The sequence below is a fragment of the Xenorhabdus budapestensis genome, from assembly GCF_002632465.1.
Classification (GTDB): domain Bacteria; phylum Pseudomonadota; class Gammaproteobacteria; order Enterobacterales; family Enterobacteriaceae; genus Xenorhabdus; species Xenorhabdus budapestensis.
In genome coordinates, this window is the sequence record NZ_NIBS01000001.1 from 347,182 (window position 1) to 369,189 (window position 22,008).

At 41.0% G+C, this 22,008-nt stretch carries 15 protein-coding genes and 1 other annotated feature; of the genes, 11 read left to right on the forward strand and 4 right to left on the reverse strand.

Features of this window, described 5'->3' with window-relative positions; genetic code table 11:
* Positions 1-87 (forward strand) — a sequence feature (5S ribosomal RNA rRNA prediction is too short).
* A 90-nt stretch (positions 88-177) separates the two neighbouring features.
* The 4 genes from Xbud_RS01715 to Xbud_RS01730 form a co-directional block, all read right to left on the reverse strand.
* A complete protein-coding gene (locus tag Xbud_RS01715; RefSeq protein ID WP_099134433.1) occupies positions 178-531 on the reverse strand; it encodes a YfiM family lipoprotein in 354 nt (117 codons plus the stop codon).
* A 117-nt stretch (positions 532-648) separates the two neighbouring features.
* On the reverse strand, positions 649-2,004 hold the full coding sequence (gene pssA / locus Xbud_RS01720; RefSeq protein ID WP_169923008.1) for a CDP-diacylglycerol--serine O-phosphatidyltransferase: 1,356 nt from the start codon (positions 2,002-2,004) through the stop codon (positions 649-651).
* A 215-nt stretch (positions 2,005-2,219) separates the two neighbouring features.
* Positions 2,220-4,862 carry a bifunctional acetate--CoA ligase family protein/GNAT family N-acetyltransferase gene (locus Xbud_RS01725; RefSeq protein WP_099134435.1) on the reverse strand — a complete coding sequence of 881 codons (2,643 nt, stop codon included), beginning with the start codon at positions 4,860-4,862 and terminating at the stop codon, positions 2,220-2,222.
* A 115-nt stretch (positions 4,863-4,977) separates the two neighbouring features.
* Entirely contained in the window at positions 4,978-5,655 is a 678-nt protein-coding gene (locus Xbud_RS01730; protein ID WP_099134436.1) for a tRNA-uridine aminocarboxypropyltransferase, read from the reverse strand.
* Between the two features lie 137 nt (positions 5,656-5,792).
* On the opposite strand from Xbud_RS01730, the gene Xbud_RS01735 reads away from it, so the two are divergent.
* The 11 genes from Xbud_RS01735 (at position 5,793) to Xbud_RS01785 (ending at position 21,903) form a co-directional block, all read left to right on the forward strand.
* Complete coding sequence (locus Xbud_RS01735; RefSeq protein WP_099134437.1) at positions 5,793-6,815, forward strand: tRNA/rRNA methyltransferase; 1,023 nt, start codon at positions 5,793-5,795, stop codon at positions 6,813-6,815.
* Between the two features lie 430 nt (positions 6,816-7,245).
* On the forward strand, positions 7,246-9,057 hold the full coding sequence (locus Xbud_RS01740; RefSeq protein WP_209027020.1) for an IucA/IucC family protein: 1,812 nt from the start codon (positions 7,246-7,248) through the stop codon (positions 9,055-9,057).
* Between the two features lie 82 nt (positions 9,058-9,139).
* A complete protein-coding gene (locus Xbud_RS01745) occupies positions 9,140-11,353 on the forward strand; it encodes a TonB-dependent siderophore receptor (protein WP_099134438.1) in 2,214 nt (737 codons plus the stop codon).
* 67 nt (positions 11,354-11,420) lie between these two features.
* Positions 11,421-12,479 carry an iron-siderophore ABC transporter substrate-binding protein gene (locus Xbud_RS01750; RefSeq protein ID WP_244589833.1) on the forward strand — a complete coding sequence of 353 codons (1,059 nt, stop codon included), beginning with the start codon at positions 11,421-11,423 and terminating at the stop codon, positions 12,477-12,479.
* Complete coding sequence (locus tag Xbud_RS01755; RefSeq protein ID WP_099134439.1) at positions 12,466-13,476, forward strand: FecCD family ABC transporter permease; 1,011 nt, start codon at positions 12,466-12,468, stop codon at positions 13,474-13,476. The genes Xbud_RS01750 and Xbud_RS01755 overlap by 14 nt, the downstream gene beginning before the upstream one ends.
* A gap of 4 nt (positions 13,477-13,480) precedes the next feature.
* Complete coding sequence (locus Xbud_RS01760) at positions 13,481-14,533, forward strand: FecCD family ABC transporter permease (RefSeq protein WP_099134440.1); 1,053 nt, start codon at positions 13,481-13,483, stop codon at positions 14,531-14,533.
* On the forward strand, positions 14,533-15,348 hold the full coding sequence (locus tag Xbud_RS01765; protein WP_099134441.1) for an ABC transporter ATP-binding protein: 816 nt from the start codon (positions 14,533-14,535) through the stop codon (positions 15,346-15,348). Before Xbud_RS01760 ends, Xbud_RS01765 begins: the two co-directional genes overlap by 1 nt.
* 1 nt (position 15,349) lies before the next feature.
* Entirely contained in the window at positions 15,350-16,117 is a 768-nt protein-coding gene (gene fhuF, locus Xbud_RS01770; protein WP_099134442.1) for a siderophore-iron reductase FhuF, read from the forward strand.
* Between the two features lie 418 nt (positions 16,118-16,535).
* The gene (locus tag Xbud_RS01775; protein WP_099134443.1) at positions 16,536-18,152 is read left to right on the forward strand and encodes a pyridoxal phosphate-dependent decarboxylase family protein; all 1,617 of its coding nucleotides are present in this window, start codon (positions 16,536-16,538) and stop codon (positions 18,150-18,152) included.
* Between the two features lie 26 nt (positions 18,153-18,178).
* The gene (locus Xbud_RS01780) at positions 18,179-19,498 is read left to right on the forward strand and encodes a lysine N(6)-hydroxylase/L-ornithine N(5)-oxygenase family protein (RefSeq protein ID WP_099134444.1); all 1,320 of its coding nucleotides are present in this window, start codon (positions 18,179-18,181) and stop codon (positions 19,496-19,498) included.
* A complete protein-coding gene (locus Xbud_RS01785; RefSeq protein WP_099134445.1) occupies positions 19,498-21,903 on the forward strand; it encodes a GNAT family N-acetyltransferase in 2,406 nt (801 codons plus the stop codon). Before Xbud_RS01780 ends, Xbud_RS01785 begins: the two co-directional genes overlap by 1 nt.
* Positions 21,904-22,008: the final 105 nt, after the last annotated feature.

The window sequence follows — 22,008 nt, forward strand, 5'->3', positions numbered from 1 at the left end:
TGGTCCCACCTGACCCCATGCCGAACTCAGCAGTGAAACGCCGTAGCGCCGATGGTAGTGTGGGGTCTCCCCATGTGAGAGTAGGGCACTGCCAGACATTCATTAAGTCAGAGAAGCCATCCGTCCCCGGATGGCTTTTTTGCATTATGAGAATAGTTCATAAATATAATTATCAGACTACTTCAAGGATTGATACAAGCTATAACCAGTTATGGCTCCTGCTATATCGTAAACAAAGTCTTGCCAACTCCACCCTGTACCAGAAGGACGGCTATCATAAAATTCTTTTGCTGCACCAAGACTAATTGACAGTAACATGCCGAATTGCGCACTTTCCCGATATTTCCAGTTTTGGTGATCGCCATAAGCGTTTCCTGCGGCGGCTATTACGGCAGAAAATAGAAAATGCTGGGCTTTGTCTCTACCTGTCCAGGTATCATTGGCCTGATGCATATTAGAACAAGCAGTAGTAGATAAGAGAGAAAATATTATTAATATATTTTTGATTTTGTTGGTGATGGATTTTTTCATTGTAATTTACGCTATTGTTTATAATTTAATAAATGATAGCGATTTGATAAATAAGATACAAAAATCCCCTCTTGTAATAATAAGAAGGGATTAATATTTTGATAATTATTTATCTATTTACAATATTCTGCTGATTAATCTATCAACACGTATACGGCGTAAACGACGTATTAATTTACGAACTTTGACAGGATAGAGTTGTATACTATCCAGCTCCTGATAATTACTGATAATTTTTGTATGAGAGCGAATGCAATTTAGTTCCAAAGAGCGTTGTGCGTGCATTTCCTGGTGAGGATCGTGAATGAGAATGGCATTTTCTAAATCAAGTCCCCATGCACGTGGATTGAGGTTATTACCTGTAATCAATTGCCATTTGTTATCAACCCAGACACCTTTTAAATGATAGGTATTATCTTCGTCTTTCCATAACCGGATAGTTAATTGCTGGCTATCGATAAAATGTTGTAGCCGATTGGTGAAACGGCGTAAGTTAATCTCATACAGATAGGGCAAGGCACCAATAATCTTAAAAGGCTCTTCCGGTGGAATATAAAAATCATTGGCTGTTTTATCTCCAATGATAATCTCGACCTGTTTCCCCTGCCGCAGCAATCTTGCAATAGAACGAACCAATACTGCTGGTAAATTGAAGTAAGGAGTGCAGATTACCACTTTCTTTTCTGTACTGGCGATCAGATGGCAGATTGTCTTATTCAGAGGATTCTTTTTGCCCAATCCAACGAGTGGTGTTATTGCAAGTTCGTCATTTGAAGCCTGGTTTTCGACATGATATGTAGCACTACGCAAGGAAGTGCGGAATTGCCTGATAAAGTTTTTAATTTCAAGACTACGAGGGCGAGCTCGGGAGGCCAAATTCTTGACTGCATCGGCAGAAATAAGGTTGCCGTCAATAAACTGTTTCATGATAGCTGCGAGTTTAGCGTTGTGCAGTAGATGATAGCGATCGTAGCGATATTTTTCGTGGCGGTGTAAGTAGACGTTATTAATACTGGCACCACTATAAATCACAGTATCGTCAAAGATAAAGCCTTTCAGGTGCAAGACGCCTAATGCTTCACGAGTATTTACAGGAACACCAAGGGTGGGGATATGGATATCAGGATATTTTTCAGCCATAGAACAATACCAATCTGCGTTTGTTACAGTGGCTGTAGCACCAATACGACCGCGTTGGGCACGATGCCAGTCAACCAGAATTTTGATATCCAGTTCAGGCCGCTTTTGTTTGGCCTCATACAGTGCTGTTAAAATATCTCGCCCAGCGTCGTCATGTTCTAAATATAATGCGGCGATATAAATATGTTTCTTAGCGTCTGCAATGCGTTCCAGTAAGGTGCTGCGAAACTCTTTAGATTGATAAAGTGTCTCAATGTCAGCAACTGACTGCGGTAATTTAGGCAGTTGTGCAAGGTGTTGTTGGTGTTTTGCTTGTTTAAATTTAGACAACATCACAGTGCGATTTTTCTCTTAGTTTAGATGGTTGGCGTTCCATCGTAATGTTATGAATCAAAATGATCCGGCGATGATACCATTAGTTCGGTCAATTGTGAGTATGAATTAACTTTCTATTGCTGATTGCTTTAAGTCTGTGCGATCCATCACGAAGTGAGGATTCGGTTTGAGCCTGCCTTTCACTATTCTTATTTATCTTAAAGTTCTGGCGGCTAAAGTGTTAAGACAAGATTGACAATTCCCTCTTCTAATTGGATATCAATGGTAAAGCCCAGTTTTTTGGCAAGTCGGATCATATTGCGATTTTCTGGCATGGTGATGGCGGTTAGTACCTGAATGCCATGTTCTTTTGTGTAGTGGATTAATTTGGTCATGAGCTGATATCCTAATGTAATTCCTTTCAGATCTGATCGCACTAACACAGCAAATTCTGCTTCGATATTATCCGGATCAGCCATAGCACGGGCGACACCAATAATTTCCGGTTTGGTTGTTGGATGGCGTATCGCAACAAACGCCATTTCACGGTCATAATCAATTTGGGTCATATTGGCGAGGTCATCGTGCGTGAATTCACTAATCTCACTAAAATAGCGATAATAAAGATCTTCCTTCGTTACCTGCTCGATAAATTCTTTTAGTAATGGTTCATCTTCTGGCAGAATTGGGCGCAGTAAGCATTCAAAATCATCTTTGATATAAATGGTTTCTTCCAACTCATTAGGATAAGGACGGATTGCCAGTCGATTTCGGTGATCAGCAGTGATGGGGGCTAACTCCATTGTTACATCCAATAGTGTGAATTCAGTGCCTGATGCCAATAACGGATGGATATGCATACGAGTGATTTGAGGGCAATCGATCAGTAAGTTGGATACCCTAACCAATAATTGACTTAGAGCAGGAATATCCAATGGTTGCAGTGAACCGCCAGATTTTATTTTACCTCCTTTAATAGCCTGAATGACTAAATAACGAGCCAACGCCATATTGAGAGGCGGTAGAGCAACAGCAGCCTGAGTTTCATTAACCCAATCTATGCCACCTTCTCCAAGCATAATTAAAGGGCCGAATATCTCATCTTGTTCAATGGCAACTCTCAATTCTTGCGCACCAGCTCGGTTTGCCATGTTTTGTACCAATAGACCGTGAATTCTGGCTTGTGGAAAGTTCTGTTTCACACGTTCAATAATGGCCTGAGTTGCTGTCTTAACTTCTCCAGCATTACGCAGATAGAGCATGACTCCTTGAACTTCTGATTTGTGAGGAATATCGGGAGAACGCAATTTCAGTGCTACGGGATAGCCAATTTTCTCCGCAATATTGACTGCATCATCACTGGAGTGAGCAATCCATGTAGGTAAAGTATTTAGGCCGTAGGCTTCAAGAATAGACTGTACTTCATGGGTATCCAGCTGAGTATTGCCACTATTGAGGGCTTGCTGGATACAATCGTGGGCGTGTGCAGTATTTGAAGTGATGCCTATTGGCAGGGCAGGGGTTTCTTTGAGTTGTTTTTGGTTACGTTGATATTCCACCATATGCATAAAAGCTGTCACCGCGCCTTCAGGCGTACGGTAGGTTGGGATACCCGCCTCACTGAATAACCGCCTCGCTTCTAATGAAGAATACTCACCACACCAATTAGTAAAGATTGTGAGCCATTTTCCACGAGGATGCTCCTTAACAGCCTTAATGACGTTAACTGCTGTCTGCATACTATGGGAAATGGCACAGGGAGAATGAATCAACAATAAGGCATCATAGCTACGACTATTTAACAGTAGTTTCAGAGCAGCGGTATATTGTTCGGTTGATGAACTATCTCCCAGATCCAGAGGGTTACGTAAAATTTGAGCCTCAGGCAGCACACCCGATAATTTAATAAGTGTTTCGTCCTCCAGAACCGCTAGTTTACCGGTTCTCCTGAGGAGTTCATCTAGTGCCATGGCGGCAGGTGCTGCTCCATTACTGACAATGAGCAGGCGTTCTCCACGTAACGGACGCATAAAGCTTAACGTTTCCACGGCAGAAAACATTTCATGTGTATCCTGTACACGCAGTAACCCTGCCCGTTGAATTGCTGCGTCATAGGCAACATCGAAATTCTGTTGCTCTCCCAGTAATTGTTGAGCTTTGCGGGTACGACTGCTTTTTACAACCAGAATTGGTTTATTGCGTGATGCACTTCGTGAAGCAGAAAGAAACCGGCGAGCATCGTTAATGTGTTCAAGATGCAGTAGAATCGCGCTGGTCTTACCATCTCGCGCTAAAAAATCGAGCAGATCATCAATATCAATATCAACACTATCACCCAATGCAATGAAATATGAAAAACCAATATTGCGATGGTTCGCCCAGTCCAGAATCGTGTTGGATATTGCCGCTGATTGTGAAATAAATGCCAGCTTTCCCTTGAGAATAGGAATAGGTGAGAAACTGGAGTTTAATCCGATCCATGGAGCCAAAATGCCGAGGCTATTAGGGCCGAGGATCCGGATATGATATTTTTGGCTATATTGTTTCAGTTCAGCAAACTGTGATGCTGGTGATGAAAGAATGATAACGGTTTTACAGCCCAATCTGGTCAATTGCTCTAATAATGGCAAATTGCGGCTGTGGTGAGTACATATGACAGCCAAATCGGGAGTTAATGGTAATTTATCGATAGAAGGATAAGCTAGCACACCGAGAACAGAGCTTTTATTAGGCGTAACAGGAAGAATCGGCCCCTTAAAATTTCCAGTCAACAAATTCCGCATCAATGTTGAGCTGGCTTTTTCGGGTTTTTCAGACGCCCCAATAACGGCAATAGATTTGGGATGTAATAATGCTTCAAGTCCACGCTGGCTCATTTTTTATCTCCTCATTAACTGTTATTGAATAAATAATTACTTCAATAAACAATCACCATTAATTGAACCATTTCCATGAATAACTTTAGCCGTGATTGACAAGAATTACTGTGACTTACTCCGCCGGATGATTCGATTTTCCTGCCAGATATTGTTCACGAAAGTGATTGAAATGAGTGAGTAATTGTTGCGAAGCCTCAAGATCATTAGCTAGCTCCAGAGCGGTAGCGGCAACTTCCGCAGTACAATGCTGCTCTTTTCTTGATGGCATCCGGAGTAAATAATCCATTTTAGCAATACTGTTGATCGATAATAGAGGAATATCATCCAAATATGGACTTTTGCGAAACATTTTTCTTGCTTCAGGCCAAGTACCATCCAATATAATAAACAGTGGTGATTTCTGATTATCTGGCAGTTGTTGATACGCAGTACGAGGTGGTATGGAGTAACTTTCCGGAAAGATCAGATAAGGTTGTCGCGTTGGATCACGCAGTATTTCAAGCATGCGTTGATCAGGCTCGGTTCTTGACCAGAGAAAAGCATGAGTATCAGGTAGAACATCTGCAATTAGTTTACCTGTATTGCTGGGCTTCATAGGTTCAGTATCAAACATAATGAGACAAAAGCGGCTGGCCGCTTTTACTGGTGAGATTTTCTCACACAGGCATCTTTTTTGGGGCAATAAACAATATGTGCAACGCCGAACTCGACAGCCTCTTGCTTGAAAAGGACGGGTAGAGCGGGCAAGGCGATGTTGGCGAAGCTGATAAACGGCGTTGTTATTTCTCATTTAATAAGAACTCAAAAATGTTCATGAATAAAACCAGTAGAAAATTGGCGGATATTTTAATGGATTGTCGTTGCCAGAGGTAGCTTCGGGCACGAACATCGGGTAATCTTCGCGCCATAGCGAAGTTGGAGAAATAAATGAACGATTCCTATAGTGGTAAAAGTGGCAAAGTCAAAGTGATGTATGTCCGTAGTGAGGACAAGAGTGACAGCCGTAATAATAACGATCGTCGTAATAGTAATAACCGTCAGTCTGGTAAAGGACGTGAGCAAGGAGGCAGACGACGTGACAATGAACGCCCTCAGCGTTCAAAGGATAATTCTCCCTGGAGAACGGTTTCCCGTCCGGTAGAAGAAGAATCAAAACCTGATCATGGCGGCATTAGCGGTAGAAGCCAGATCGACCCTGAACAGCTTCGCCGTCAACGGTTGGAAGAAACCCGGATCTATGGTGAAAATGCTTGTCAGGCAATGTTCCAAAATCGTCCAGAAGCCATTGTCAGGGCATGGTTTGTCCAGTCGGTAACTCCCCGCTTCCGTGATGCTCTGAAATGGATGGCGGCAAATCGCAAGGCTTACCATGTGGTCGACGATGAAGAATTGAGCAAAGCATCAGGAACGGAGCATCACGGTGGTGTCTGTTTCCTGATCAAGAAGCGTAATGGTTTGGAGGCAGAAACTTATTTACAGCAAGCACCAGCGAAAGACTGTGTTCTGGCATTAGAAAGTGTGGGTAACCCGCATAATCTCGGTGCAATTATGCGTAGCTGTGCCCACTTTGGTGTACAGGGTATGATATTGCACGATACAGCGATGCTGGAATCCGGTGCGGCGGTCCGTACTGCTGAAGGAGGAGCTGAGCATATTAAAGGTATTGATGCTAATGACCTTACAACCACGCTGAGTCAATTCCGCGATGCAGGCTACACCATCGTAACTACTTCAAGCCATAAAGGAAGTACCAAGCTGACAGAAGCCAAGCTTCCTGAAAAAATGGTCTTGGTATTGGGACAGGAAAGTGATGGCCTGAGTGATAGCGTTTGGGAAGATGGTGATATCCGTCTTTCGATTGGTGGTACGGGTCAAATAGAAAGCCTGAATGTTTCTGTTGCTACGGGTATTATGCTGGCGGAATGGTGGCGTCAGAATAAAGTCTGGTAAATGGTTTAATATAGTTTCTTTTATAAATAAGGCCCTGGTTTTTCAATCAGGGCCTTATTTATTAAGGAAAAGTATTATTCTATTTGTGAGCATCATAAATGTTACTCAAGTGTAAAGTTAAAATTTTATATCTGTAACTATTTTGTTAGCATATGATAATTTATTATCAAATGGTGATAATTTATTCATGGGATTTATCCAATTATCTTAATGCATATCTTTTAACTGGGCTTTGCTTAAAGTATTTATATTTTTGTGGTTGTTAATAAGAATGATTTTAATTATCATTTTGTGAAGTATGTTAGTGAGCTACAGTTAATACCCAAGAGCTGGATAGAAATATTCTGGATTATATAGGTTATCACTCCGCAAATCATGCTTCTCATAGGCACAGCGTGTGATATTGGATATGAATGAAGGGCTTTATTGAATGACTTCGCTGTACACCAAAACTGAATTAGGTTCCCAATCCTCTCATCTAACCAAGGAAAATTGGTCACATGCAAATCGGCATCTCGTAGCTAAAATACTGCGTGAATTGTCTCATGAAAAACTGATTTATCCAGTACACAATCAGGGAAAGTCTTATTCCATTGAAATTGGTAAATTTCAATACCATTTTCAGGCTCAGGATTGTCAACTAGAGCATTTAGATATTGATTCTTCATCAATCGAAAAATTCATCCACGGTCAACCACAACAATTGGATGCAATTCAACTGATCATTGACTTGTATCCATTGCTGGGCATATCAGAAAAGATGCTGCCTATTTATCTTGATGAGATATCCAGCACACTTTATGGATGTGCTTTTAAATATCTGAATAATAGATTGACAGCACAGGATTTAACCCAAGCGGATTATCAGACTGTGGAAACGGCAATGACTGAGGGCCATCCGGTTTTTATTGCCAATAATGGTCGTATTGGTTTTGACTCAGATGATTACTTGCAATATGCGCCAGAAAGTGCAAATCCGGTGACATTAATTTGGATCGCTGTACATCGCAATAAAACTGTTTTCTCAGCATTATCTTCGCTTTCTTATTCTCAGCTGTTGGCGGAGGAATTGGAAAAATATTTGCCAGCCCAGTTTGAACGATATATGCAAAAATTGGGATTAAATCTGTCAGATTATTATCTGATGCCAGTACATCCCTGGCAGTGGAAGCATCGTATTACCATCAGTTTTGCGGCAGATATTGCTAATCAAGATATCGTTTATCTCGGTGAGGGCAATGATCGCTATCTGGCTCAGCAATCTATCCGCACGTTTTTCAATATTAGCCAGCCTAAGAAAAACTATGTCAAAACAGCCCTATCTGTCCTTAATATGGGATTTATGAGAGGTTTGGATCCCCATAGTATGGTAACAACACCACAAGTTAATGAGTGGCTTTACCATTTGGTAGCAGCAGATACTTTCTTTCAGCAGAAAGGATTTACCATATTACGTGAACGGGCGGCGATGGGGTATTTTAACCATTATTTCGAATCCGCTATCAAAAAAGACAACCCACATAAAAAAATGTTGTCAGCACTATGGCGAGAAAGCCCAATGACGATCTTGGAAGAGAACCAACGTCTGATGACGATGGCGTCGTTGTTACATGTCGATAGAGAAGGCAATGCAGTCATTGCTGCTTTGGTACAAGATTCTGGTTTATCTGTAGAAATGTGGGTAGCCCGCTATCTGGATGCTTATCTTTCACCATTACTACGTTCTTTCTTCACTTATGATTTGGTCTTTATGCCACATGGTGAAAATCTGATGTTAGTGCTGGAAAACAATATTCCAGTGAAAATGTTGATGAAAGATATTGGTGAAGAAATTGCCATTTTGAATGGAGACCTTCAATTACCTGAGGAGATTGATTTTCTACATGTCACTGTTCAGGATGATATGAAGATTAACTATATATTCCTTGATATTTTTGATTGTTTCTTCCGTTATTTGAGTCCGTTATTGCAAAAACATCTTGCATTGTCAGAAACACATTTTTGGGAATTAGTTGCTCAGTGTGTTTATAACTATCAATCACAGCACTTGAACCAAATAGAAAAATTCTGCCAATTTGATCTATTTAAGCATGATTTTGTACGTACTTGCTTAAATCGACTGCAAATGGCGAATAACCAGCAAATGATTGATCTTGATGATCGAGAAAAAAATCTGAAATTTGCTGGAACGTTAGTTAATCCCCTTCATGCATTTCGGGAAAAATATTCCGTCACGGTTTAGAACAAATGGGTTAGAACAATAGTTGACGGAAATACATAAAGTAAACATAACAATAAATTATTTAGATAACAGGATGAATAGAGTGATAAACCCAATTTTGCAACGAAATCAGTTAACCAAGAGAAAAGTCCTTTCTGTTTTAATCCCACTGCTTCTTGCAGGGAATCATTCGGCAATAGCAGAAGAAGCACAAGGAAAAAACGATAAAATTATCGTAACAGCAGGAACTCCGGAGCATGAAGGGGTAACCGAAGATAGTGGCATGTATAACACCACCTCAATGGTGACATCAACGGGTTTGAATTTGTCTGCGCGTGAAACGCCACAAAGTGTCAGTGTGATGACCAAACAGCGGATGGTGGATGAAAATCTGGACAGTGTAAAAAGTGCCATAGGCAGTATTACGGGGATGACAGTTAATCAGGCTGACAGTGATCGTTTCACTTTCTCTTCAAGGGGAATGACTGTCAGAAACATGCTGCGCGATGGTGTACCGACTTTCTACGATATCCGTTTTAACTATGGTGATAACCTGATGGACACCGTCATGTTTGACCGCCTGGAAGTCGTACGAGGTGCAGCGGGTTTGATGGTTGGGCCGGGTACACCTTCTGCCGCTGTGAATGTGATCCGCAAACGTCCAACCAGCGATTTTCGTGGTGAAATTACACTTGAGGGTGGCTCTTGGGATAAATGGCGTACTGGTCTTGATCTCTCTAGTCCATTAAATGAAGACGGTACAGTCAGAGGGCGTTTTGTCACCGCCTACCAGCGTTCCAACTCTTTTATCGATCGCGATAAACATGAAAAATATCCATTCTATGGCATTCTTGAAGCCGATCTGACAGACAACACTTTGCTGACCATTGGTGCTGATTATCAGATTAACCATACCCGTGGCGGAATGTTTGGTGGTTTGCCGATTTATTTTAAAGATGGCAGTAAAACTGATTATAAACGCAGTAACAGCTATGCACCGGATTGGGCATTTTCTAAGGTTCGTTCATCTTCTATCTTTACCAGCCTGCAACATAAATTTGATAATGGCTGGAGTGCGAAAGGAACCTTTACTTATGACAATAATGCCCTTGACCAAAAAGTATTATGGGCAACGGGTTTTCCTGATCGTATCACTAATCAGGGAATGTATCCGGGTAGTATGACCCTGATCGATGGAACTCGTCGTCAGCGTAATTTTGATTTGCAGCTAAATGGTAATTATGGGTTGTTGGGGCGTACACATCACGCAAGTTTTGGTTTGAATTATCAGAAACAGAATTTCCGGAATGATTATTACAATGCCCCATGTATGAAATCTCGTAGTTGTTCAAATTTCCCAATAGGTGATTTTACCCAGCCTTCATGGGGTTATCCTGAGCCAACATGGAGTAAAACTCGTGACACTGGTTCGAATGGTTATATCGAACAAACCGCAGGTTATGCAGTTACTCAGCTTTCATTAGCAGATCCATTAACATTAATCCTCGGTGGACGTATTACGAGTTGGAAAACCCGTGGTGATAATTTTGGTACTCCACAGAATGGCACCTACAATAATGAGTTTGTGCCATATGGTGGCTTGGTTTACAACATCACTCCAGATTTCTCTGTTTATGGTAGTTATACCAAAATTTTTGAACCAGAAGCCCGTATTAATCGCCATAACCAACTCCTCAAGCCGGTTACAGGGGAAAACTACGAACTGGGTCTGAAAGGTGTTGCATTTAATAACGGCCTTGATTATTCCTTGGCGATTTTCGAGATCCATCAGGATAATTATACAATTCGTGATAATTCTAAAGAGCGACACTCAGCCATTCCAAAGAATTCTACTGTTTATTATGCAGCCAACGGTATAAAAACCCGTGGTTTTGAAGCTGAAGTCAGTGGCCAGATTACCGATGACTGGCGTTTGTATGCGGGTTACACTCAATTCCGCGCCACCATGCCTGGTGGTAAGCGTGTCAATACAGATAAACCAAATCGTCTGTTCAAATTGTTTACTACTTATGCCTTACCTGGAGTAATGAATGATCTGACTCTTGGTGGAGGAGTTAACTGGCAGGATAAAACACGGCTGGAGCTTGATAGCCCCAACGGTAAACGTGAAGATGGGCAAGGTAGCTTTACCACGGTTAACCTGATGGGACGTTATCAATTTACGCCAGACCTTTCCCTGACTGTTAACCTGAATAATGTGTTTGACAAAAAATACTACACCTCATTCGGTAGTTACACTCATTACTACTATGGTGCACCACGTAATGTCGAAGCGACTTTACGTTATAAGTTCTAACTGAATCACGGGCGGCGGTGATGTACTTTTATCTATTTAAACAACAAGCGGTAAAGGATCATAAGCGATGATGTTGATACAAAGAGTACGAACACATTGCAGAATTTTGGCCGCCGTGCCGTTGATATTGTTGATCGGTTTATTAGTCGGTTGTGATAAGCCGACAACAGCAAACAATATACCGGTGGATACCACCGATTATTCAAAAGCTGGCTATCCTAAAATCATTACCACTGAACTGGGAACGGCGGTGATTAACCAACCGCCGCAGCGGATTGTGGCATTGGGAACCGGTACTGAAGATATTTTGTTAGATCTTGGTGTTATTCCCGTGGGTATTGAATCGCACCGTTGGGGTGGGGATACAGACGGGTATTTACCCTGGTTCAGAGAGGAAATAGAGCGACGTGGCGCAAAATTACCAGCTATTATCGAAATGTATCCTGAGCTGGATATCGAAAAAATCATCAAGCTGAAACCGGATTTAGTTTTGGCAACACAATCAGGTATTACACAGCAAAATTATGATCATCTGTCTCATTTTGTCCCTGTAATTGCCTACCCTCATAAGCCGTGGCAGACGACACCCCGGCAGCAGATTGAGCTGGTGGCTCGTGCGTTGGATAAAATGCCACAGGGAGAAAAACTCAATGCTGAACTGGATGCCATACTGACTCAGACGGGGAGTACGATCCCTAATATAAAGCATTATTCCTTTGCCTATATCAAGGCTGGAACAACAGGTAACACCTTATCCATCTATGTCAAAAATGATCCCAGGGTTGATACTTTGGTACACCTAGGCTTGTCATTGTTGCCATTGGCGGATTCTCTGACCGCTCCTTTTGGTAGTTTTGCATTCAATATTGGTCTGGAGAACGCTGATTTGTTGAATGGAGCGGATATTTTAGTTACCTGGTATACCAGTGAAAAGGAGCGTCAGCAGACGGAAGCACAGCCTCTGTTTCGATCTATTCGTGCCGTCCGTGAGGGAGGGTATATTCCGATGACTGATCAGTCTCTCGTAATGTCAATGTCTTATGGCTCGCTACTGAGTTTGCGTTGGGGATTACCCAGATTTATGCCGTTGTTGAAGCTGGAGATAGCAAAACATGAGAAACACTAAGCAACGTCTATCTCTCACATTGGGTTTGGTGTTGATGGCATTACTGACCTGTCTTTGTGTCGCCGTCAGCTTAAGTTTGGGATCGAAATCCCTACCGCTGTCAGCCATTTGGCAGCATTATTGGCTAGGGGATCAAGGCAGTTATTATGATTTGGTTATCAATGCTCGTGAGCCGCGTACACTCATTGGTTTAATGGCCGGAGCCGCACTGGCACTTGCAGGAACTGTTACTCAAGGATTGTTACGTAATCCGTTGGGAGATCCCGGTTTGTTGGGAATTAATGCGGGGGCGGCGACCGCGGTAGTCTTTTTCTCTTTCATTCCAGTGTTGGATCAACTGCCTCGTTTTGGGACAGCATTTATTGGCGCTGGCTTATCAACTTTATTGTTCTACCTGCTTAGCGGGGGTTCCCGCAATACCAATCCTGTACGATTGGTTTTGACAGGAGCAGCTATTAATGCCTCCCTGTTTGCCGTGGTACAGGGAATTGTACTGATGAATGCACAGGCAATGGACAGTTATCGTTTTTGGACAATGGGTTCTTTGAGCACCATGTCATTAAGGGAAGCAAGTTTATTGATCCCTTATCTGCTGGTGGCTATCGTTTTGACGCTTTCACTCAGTGCTTCATTGAATGTGATGGTTTTTGGTGAAGGGATCGCTGGCTCTCTCGGTGCCAATGTTGCCCGTACCCGTATATTGTCATTATTAAGTGCCACCATGTTGGCGGCAGGAGCGACAGCCATGGCGGGCCCGATTGCCTTTATTGGTCTGGTGGCACCACATTTGATGCGGGCCTTAGTAGGCAGTGATTTCCGCTGGTTGCTGCCTTACTGCCTGTTTGCAGGCCCTTGTTTGCTATTGATATCGGATGTTGTGGGACGATTGCTGATAGCGCCAGAGGAGATCATGGTTGGAATTATTACAGCAGCCCTTGGTGCACCGTTGCTTTATCTGGTTGCCAAAAACCGGACACAAAAAATAATGGTGGAATAGAAGTATGACGCAGATTGATTCGTCAACACCAATCAGGCAGCCACGTGTCAGAACATTCGCATTGGGAAAGGCCGTTTTTATCACACCATCGTGGCAGACAAGGAAAATGGTATTTTCGATGTTGCTGTTGTTGGTAGTGCTTTTTTATCTGACCTTATCATTAGGCAGAGAAGGGATGGATAACCCTTTTCTGACAACGGAAACACCTTATCAGGAATTTATTCTATTGCAGATACGTTTGCCCAGAGCGTTGCTAGCAATTGGAGCGGGAATAGCACTGGCTCTTTCGGGGACACTATTTCAGCTGACTACCCGCAATGCACTTGGTAGCCCAGACATCATTGGTATTAATGCCGGAGCCGCAGTAGGTATTATGGCAGCACTGCTTATCTGGCCCGGTGTACTGCCAATTCCTTTAGGTGGCTTATTGGGAGCCGGGCTTGCTGTGTTGTTGGTTTATTTCGGTAATGGCGCCGGTCTGGGAAGAATGCAAACCGGGAAAATAGTGATATCCGGGGTTGCAGTTGCTGCATTTTGTATGGCAATGGTTGACTTTGCTGTCTCAAATATCCGCATAGAGCAGGCTCAGCAAATACGTTCATTACTGATAGGTAGTCTTGCCAGCAGAGGATGGCAGGATGTGATAACTATCAGTGGGTTGATAATTTTTACTCCCGTATTGTTTTGGTTGGGCAGGCAATTAAATTATACCCATTTTGGCGATGACATCGCTAATACACTGGGTGTGCCAGTACGTTTTATCCAGATTGTTAGCATATTGTTGGCAGTCATTTTTGCCGCCATGTCTGTATTAGTTGTCGGCCCTGTTTCCTTTATTGCCCTTTCTGCACCACAAATTGCCCATCGATTAGTACATGCGAAAGGAGCTGCATTGTTTTGCTCTGCTTTGGTTGGGGCTTTGCTGATGTTGTTGTCTGATTTAATTACCCTGATATTACCAACTCCGGCTCGTTTACCTGTCGGTTTAGTTACTGCGGTAATTGGTGGGATCTATTTGATGTATTTACTGTATGCAGAATTAAGGAGAACACGATAATGCCATCGGATGAGAATTCCCCTGTGACGACTTCACGGCTTAAAGCCCTGGATCTTTCACTGGCATACGGTAAAAGAACGATCATTGACGGTATTAATATCGCGATTCACGATAGTGAATTTAGTGTCATCATTGGCCCCAATGGATGCGGAAAATCAACCTTGTTGCGGGCGATCAGCCGCAGTATGCAGCCACAGCAGGGTGAGGTCCAACTTGATGGAATAAATATCCATCGCTATAAGCCAAAAGCTGTTGCACGTGAGTTGTCATTATTAACGCAAGGGGCAGTTATAACTGAGGCGTTGACAATCTATGACCTTGTTTCGCGTGGACGTTACGCTTATCAGACTTTCTTGCGGCAGTGGTCAGAAGAAGATGAACGTGTCGTCAATGAAGCATTACGGGCAGTAGATTTATGGGATATGTCGCAGAAATTGGTTAGTGAATTGTCAGGTGGTCAGCGTCAGCGCGCATGGTTTGCCATGACATTGGCACAGCAAACCCCCATTATCCTGTTGGATGAACCGACGACTTATCTGGATATCTCTCATCAAATTGAGATGCTTGATTTGTGTCAGCGTTTACATCAACAAGGGAAAACTCTGGTACTGGTTTTACACGATATCAATTTGGCTCTACGTTATGCCACACGGTTAATCATGATGAAGAACGGGCAAGTTTATGCAGAAGGCAAGCCGGAAGAAATCATCACAGAACAAAGTATTGCAGATGTATTTGGTCTGGCCTGTTGCATTATTCGTGATCCGGAATCTGACAAGCCGTTAGTTATTCCGAGATATAACAGGAGAGTGTAAAATGGCAAATAAAAATAATCATAGCTCCAATCAAATGATATCAAAAATAGATATTAACGATATTGTTAATTTATTCGACAGTGCATTCAGTCACTTTAACTCATCAATGAAAGTGAATGCGGGAAATATCCCATCAGAGAGTATGGATTTTTATCAATGGTCGAATGAAAAAGAATTCTCATTATTAATGCAGCGTTACCAAAACGAGTACTATGGGAATAATGAACAGAAGCCAAATAATAAAGGTCTTTATTCGTTATGGGCACAATGGTATTTTGGCTTGGTTGTTCCTCCTATTATGTTAATGTTGTTGGAATATCCACAGGCAGTAGATGCAGATTACCATCTTTTTCAGGTTGAATTTCATGAAAGTGGCCGGCCTAATATGGTTTATTACCAGTTAAACTGGATGAAAGAACCTATATCCCTGCTGGAACGTTATTATTCTTTATTGGATCGCCATATTATTCCTGTTTGTGAGAAAATTGAATCTTATCGGGGAATTAATGGGCGTTTATTATGGAACAATATTGGTTATGTGATGTATTGGTATTTGAGTAATTTCAGGGAAAGAATGGATGCTGAACAATACAACATATTGGTAAATAACCTTTTCTTTGAACAGAAATTACCGGATGGCAGGGATAATCCATTGTATCGGACAGTTATTCTGAGAAATAATGTGATTCAGCGTCGTTGCTGCTGTCAAAGAAACAAACTACCGGGAGTAGGAAATTGTCATGATTGTCCTCTTGAATCAACTGCATAAATAGTATTAGGTTGAATTACCTTATTTTTTAAAAGAAGGTTATGATTCTTTCTTTTTATGACTTTGTTAACTTGATTGTTAATAGAGGAATTCATATTGTAAAAAATACTTTAAAAGGTTATCTATATACCAAATAGATTTTATTTTTTGTTAATAATAAGTAAGGTATTTCCCCGGAACATATAGAATATATGTTCATAATTATGTTATCGGGATAAATTAGCTAAGCCAGATAGATAAAAATTAAAAATTAAAAAATGAAAAGAATATCTAATGAATTTAGAGCCTAAATTTAGGAATAGTAGACTAAAGATTAAAAAATATAGAGCTATATATAACTAGGTTTAATGAACATAGTTATAAGATCAATAAGTTAGAATATTAATGCTATAGCTTATATAAAAAGTAAGGATATATAATGTTTGAAGAATCTCAAGTATTTGCCGAATCTTTGGCCAAAAACACCTATTTAACGGGAAATGATAATTTTAAAAATAGCGATAGCTTTAAAGAAAACCACTTTAATCAATATCTATTAAATGGTGATAATGCAGGGAGCTACCTAGAAGATTCCTGCGATGTAATTGTTAAGTTAAAAAGGATATTGCAGAAAACAAAATCTCCTTTTAGCGGAATATTACCTAATGAATTATCTTCATCATTTAAAAAGATAAATTTAGATAACCCATTGGGATCTTGGGAACATGCATTAGAAGAATTGCAGCACCTTTATATTAAAGATGCTGTTTATTTCCATCATCCTAAATATGTTGCACACCTTAACTGTCCACTTGTGCTGCCATCAGCGATAGCTGAAACAATAATTGGTTGCATAAACTCATCTGTAGATACATGGGATCAAAGCGCTGGAGGGACACTGATAGAACAGAAAGTTCTTGATTGGACGCTGGATAAGATTGGTTTAGGTAAAGAAGCAGATGGCATATTTACCAGTGGTGGTACGCAATCAAACCTGATGGCAATGCTATTGGCACGGGACTGGTTTTGCCACCAACGAAACCCAGGGCACAAAAACCAACTGCATGGTTTACCTGCGGATTTTCATAAACTACGTATTTTTTCCTCATCGGTGAGCCACTTCAGCACTCAAAAAGCCGCTGCGATATTGGGGTTAGGTTATAACGCTGTTGTCTCTGTCCCATGTGATGATGAATTCCGAATGTCTGTACAGGCATTAGAAGCAAATATTAAACAATGTTTTGATGAAGGGAATATTCCTTTTGCCATTGTTGCTACTGCGGGAACGACAGATTTTGGTAGTATCGATCCATTACCTTTACTTGCTGATTTAGCCGAAAAGTACAGTTTATGGTTGCATGTTGATGCTGCTTATGGATGTGGTCTACTGGTTTCATCCCGCCACTCTCATTTACTTCAGGGCATAGACAGAGCGGATTCCGTCACCGTGGATTACCACAAATCCTTTTTCCAGCCTGTAAGTTGCAGTGCTTTCTTCGTTAAAAATAAACAGCATTTTTCTCATCTGACCTACCACGCGGAGTATTTGAACCCTTTGAGTGCGGAACAGGAGGGAACGCCGAATCTGGTGAATAAAAGCATCCAGACGACGCGTCGTTTTGATGCACTGAAGATGTGGCTGACACTGCGCGTGATTGGTGCCGAACAACTTGGACAGGCATTTGATACTTTATTGGACACGGCACAGTCCGCGTATCATTTGATGAGACAAAACCCATGTTTTGAACTTGTCCATCAACCTGTATTAAGTACGTTGGTATTTCGCTTTGTCCCGAAGCAAGGATTCCCTGAATATGCGATTGATCACCTTAATGCCAACATCCGTAAGGCACTGTTTAGAGAAGGAGAGTGTGTTATTGCTGGCACTAAAATCAATGACAGGCAATATCTGAAATTCACGTTCCTTAATCCGGCTACAACCGTAAAACATTTACAAGAGATCATCGACAGTATTGTCACTCAGGGAAACCTGTTACTGACCGATCTCGTATTTTCTGATGATTCATTATTCAATCAACATCAAGCTGTTTATTGATCAACTTGTATTTATTAGGAGTAATTATGACAACCAAGACTTATGATTTTATCGCAATTGGAGTCGGCCCATTTAATCTGGGGTTGGCTTGTCTGGTTCAGCCTATAAAAGAAATCACTAGCCTGTTTATTGATCAGAAAGCAGGATTTGATTGGCATCCAGGCATGATGTTAGAAAACTCGACTATGCAGACTCCGTTTATGGCGGATTTGGTAACATTAGCTTCTCCGACACATCCATTGAGCTTTCTCAATTATATAAAAGAGAAGGGACGTATTTATTCATTCTACATTCGGGAAAACTTTTTCCTGATGCGCAAAGAATATAACCAATACTGTCAATGGGCAGCGGAAAAACTTTCTAATCTTCGTTTTAACACAAAGGTTGAAGATATTAGTTATGATGAAGCTCATTCGCATTATATTTTGCAATGTGCGGATACTTTGACAGGGCAGAAACACCAATTTTTTGCAAAAAAATTGGTGTTAGGAACAGGGCCTTCTTCTTATATTCCAAAGTGTTGCAAGCCCTTCGAAAATCAAATGATAACATCTGGAAATTATTTAAGTAATAAAGCAGCTTTACAGCAAAAGAAATCTATTACAGTTTTAGGGAGTGGTCAGAGTGCCGCAGAGATTTTTTATGATCTGTTACAGGACGTTGATACCTATGGTTATCAACTCAATTGGGTCACACGCTCTCCTCGCTTTTTCCCGCTTGAATATACCAAACTGACATTGGAGATGACTTCTCCTGAATATGTGGATTATTTCTATAGTTTGCCAGAAAACAAGCGTGAAGAACTCAATCGCTCACAAAAATCTCTCTATAAAGGTATTAATAGCTCACTTATTAATGAAATTTTCGATTTGATGTACACCAAGCGATTAAATGGAGAATTGAATGTTTCGTTATATACCAACAGTGAATTGCGAGAAATACATTGCATAACTGAAAACCAGAATACAGTAGTAAAACAAAAATTTGTATTGGATTTATTCCAGCAGGAACAGGAAGCCCTGTTTTATCTGGAAACAGAAGGAGTCGTTCTGGCTACAGGATATCAATATCAGGTTCCTGGATTTATTGAGGGTATTCAGCAACGTATCCGTTGGGATAAACGAGGTCGTTATGATGTGCAGCGCAATTATAGTATCGACTACAACAATGAAATCTTTGTACAAAACGTTGAACTGCATACACATGGCTTTGTGACGCCAGACTTGGGAATGGCCTGTTACCGCAATTCTCGCCTGATTGAGGAAATCACGGGAAAAGAACATTACGTGATAGAAAAAAGTATTTCATTCCAACAATTTAGTGTTGCCAGTGAAGGAGTATGCTGATGTTTGATATTGCCCCTATATCATTTGAAAAAAAACTACCTGATTTGGGAACGTTTTCATTGCGTCCATTAGATATAGATGAAGACATTGCGGTTATTACAGATTGGGTTAACCGGGACTACGCTTGTTATTGGGGAATGCAAGATCATACTGAACAGCAGGTAAGAGATTTCTATCAAGACTTAATAGAAAATCAGCCTGATTCTGTTTTTATTGGAATATATCAGGAACAACCGGTTTTCTTGCTGGAGTGTTATTGGGCACAGAAAGATCAGATCGGCCAATATTATGATGCCCTCCCGGATGACATGGGGATGCATATACTGGTTGCGCCATCAGATAAGAAGATCAAGCAATTTACGTGGGGGATCTTTCAAACAATTATTGCATTTATTTTCAGTAATTCTGCTGTTAATCGAATCGTTGTTGAGCCTGATATACGAAATGAAAAGATCCACCGCCTCAATTTACGAGCTGGTTTTGTTTATCATAAAACTGTGCAATTACCACACAAAACTGCTGGATTGGCATTTTGTACGAGAGAACAGCACCAAATAGCGTTGCAATCAGCGGAATTACCGGAAACTCTTAATCACAGCGATGCTTTCGTTAGGCACTTATACCCTGCCATTTGGCAAAAAGTGAACCGATTACATTTGAAGAAAGCCATTTCTGAGTTTGCCCACGAGTGTCTGTTATCGCCAGAGCTATTGACTGAAACCACAGACCAGGATGGTTATCGGCATTATCACTTAGAAAATAATGAACATTCGGTTGATTATCATTTCCGTGCACGTCGGTTGGCACTTGACCATTGGCTTATTGATGCTGATTCATTACGAAAAATGCAGGCAGGGGATTGGGTTGAACTCGATTTCATTCTTTTTATCATTGAGTTTAAAAAACAGATTGGTATTAGCGATACCGTGATGCCAACTTATTTGGAAGAATTGACCAGTACATTACATAGCAGTGCATTCAAATATCATCGGAGTGGTATTAAAGTAGAAGAATTGGTCGATGCTGATTTTCAGGCTATTGAAGCTGAAATGATGGAAGGTCATCCGATATTTGTGGCTAATAATGGACGTATTGGCTTTGATGCGGAAGATTTCCAAAATTTTAGTCCTGAATCTGCTGCTGATATTCGTTTGATATGGTTGGCTGCGCATAAGCGCAAAGCACATTTTGCCTGCATTGAACAACTTACTTATCAGCAACTATTGGAGCAGGAATTAGGCAAAGAGGAGGTCACTCAATTTAATAATAAACTTATTCTTATGGGTCTTAATCCAGAAGAATATTTATTGATGCCTTTTCATCCATGGCAATGGCAAAACAAACTGCCATCGGTATTTGCTCATGACCTTGCTAACCGAAACTTGATTTATTTGGGGAAGGGAAGCGATATTTATCAGGCTCAGCAGTCAATAAGAACTCTTTTTAATCGTAGCAACCCACAACGCTTCTATGTAAAAGCAGCTTTATCTATTCTGAATATGGGATTTATGCGTGGTTTATCACCTTATTATATGGCGACCACACCGGGCATAAATGAATGGTTGTTTGATTTAGTAGAAAACGATGTGGTTTTACAGCGTTGTGGTTTTCGACTCTTGAGAGAAGTCGCGAGCATTGGTTTTAGGAGTAGTTATTATGAACAGGCCATTAATGGTGATACACCTTATAAGAAAATGATGGCTGCGTTATGGAGAGAAAACCCTCTTCAACTGATTGAAAATAATCAGAATGTGATGTCGATGGCAGCATTATTGCATCATGATCAACAGGGGAATGCTTTCTTACCCGCTTTAATATCTGCCTCAGGATTATCTACGGATGAGTGGGTACGTCGTTATTTGGGCTGCTATCTGCTGCCGCTATTGCATTGTTTGTATGCTTACGATCTGATGTTCATGCCACATGGTGAAAATATCATTATGGTGCTTGAGGAGCATATACCGCAATACATCTTTATGAAAGATTTGGCAGAAGAAATTCTGGTGATGAATCCTGATGCTGATTTGCCAGAAAAGGCTAGTCGGGTGAAAGTAAATATGCCAGAAGAAATGAAATCATTGACTATTTTATCTGACGTATTTGATGGAGTTTTTCGCTACCTGTCAGCAATTCTTGATGAACAAGGTGGATATCCACAAGACGATTTCTGGAAAGCGGTAGCCGATTGTATTTTGGATTATCAGTTTGAGCATCCAGAACTTAAAGAAAAATTTATTCAATATGAACTGTTTACACCAGAAATTAAACGGTGCTGTCTGAATCGTCTGCAAATTGCTAATAATCGTCAAATGTTGGATTTGTCTGATCCCTCTAAGAGTTTGAAATTTTCTGAGGAATTGATTAATCCAATTGCTGTATTTGTAAAAACTGCTCATATAAAGTGATTTAAACACTAATCATTTATTTATAACAGAGAACCCGACAGCCAGTCGGGTTCTTTTTAAACAGGTTTTGTCAACGATTACCAGAAACATAGGCTTCCTGTCACT